This is a genomic window from Halapricum hydrolyticum (assembly GCF_025517535.1).
In the GTDB taxonomy this organism is placed as follows: domain Archaea; phylum Halobacteriota; class Halobacteria; order Halobacteriales; family Haloarculaceae; genus Halapricum; species Halapricum hydrolyticum.
Genome location: NZ_JAOPKC010000051.1, coordinates 1 through 1,200 on the forward strand (window position 1 = coordinate 1; position 1,200 = coordinate 1,200).

Below are 1,200 nucleotides of genomic sequence, written 5' to 3' on the forward strand. Positions count from 1 at the left end.
TCGACGACTGGTTTTCGGCGGACGCGGAGGGGTACAGCGATGCGTAACGCGAAAATCGTCTGTACGCTCGGGCCAGCGTCAGACTCGACCGAGGAGATCACGGCTCTGGCGGAGGCGGGGATGTCCGTCGCTCGGTTGAACGCGAGCCACGGCACACCCGAGCAGCGCCGCGACACGATCGACCGGATCCGGGCGGTCGACGAAACCGTCGATCACCCGGTGGCGGTCATGCACGACATTCCGGGGCCGGAAGTGCGCACCGCGGACATCGACGAGCCGATCCACCTGGAAGCGGATTCGCGCATCCGGTTTTACCAGGGTGACGACGCCACGCCGGAGGCGGTCGGACTGTCGCTGGACATCTCGGCGGTTGAAGCGGGCGATCGCGTCCTGCTGGACGACGGTCGCATCGAAACGATCGTCGAGGAGGTCGACGGCAGTGACATCTACGCGCGCGTCCAGAACGGCGGCGAACTTCAGGCGCGCAAGGGCGTCAACATTCCCGGCGTCGAACTCGGTCTGCCGACGGTCACCGAGAAAGACCGCGAGGAACTGAAAGTCGCGGCGGAAAAACAGGCCGATCTGGTCGCGGCGTCGTTCGTCCGGGACGGCTCGGACATCCGGGAAATCGCCGAGACGCTCCGGGAGTTCGGCGCCGACATCCCGATCGTCGCGAAGATCGAGCGCGCCGGCGCCGTCCAGAACCTCGACAGTATCATCGAAGAGGCCTACGGCATCATGGTCGCTCGCGGCGACCTGGGCGTCGAACTCCCCCTGGAAGTGGTCCCACTGTATCAAAAGCGGATCATCCGGAAGTGCAACCAGGCGGGCGTGCCCGTGATCACGGCGACGGAGATGCTCGATTCGATGGTGGAATCCCGGCGGCCGACCCGGGCGGAGGCGTCGGACGTGGCCAACGCCGTCCTGGACGGCACGGACGCGGTGATGCTCTCGGGGGAGACTGCCATCGGCAACCATCCCCCGCGCGTCGTCGACACCATGGCCAGCATCGTCGAAGAGGTCGAAAACAGCGAAGAGTACGAAGACGTCCGCGGACAGCGCATCCCCGAGGCCGACGACAGCCGGGCGGACGCGCTGGCTCACGCGGCACGGTTCCTGGCCGAAGACGTTGACGCCACCGCGATCGTTGCCGCCAGCGAGTCGGGTCACTCCGCGCTGAAAATGGCCAAGTTCCGGCCC

General features: G+C 66.6%; 1 protein-coding gene. It reads left to right on the forward strand.

What is annotated here, in order from left to right; all coding sequences use genetic code 11:
- Nucleotides 1–39: 39 nt before the first annotated feature.
- The coding region (pyk, locus tag OB916_RS16910; RefSeq protein ID WP_315910469.1) for a pyruvate kinase at nucleotides 40–1,200 on the forward strand (1,161 nt) is incomplete at its 3' end.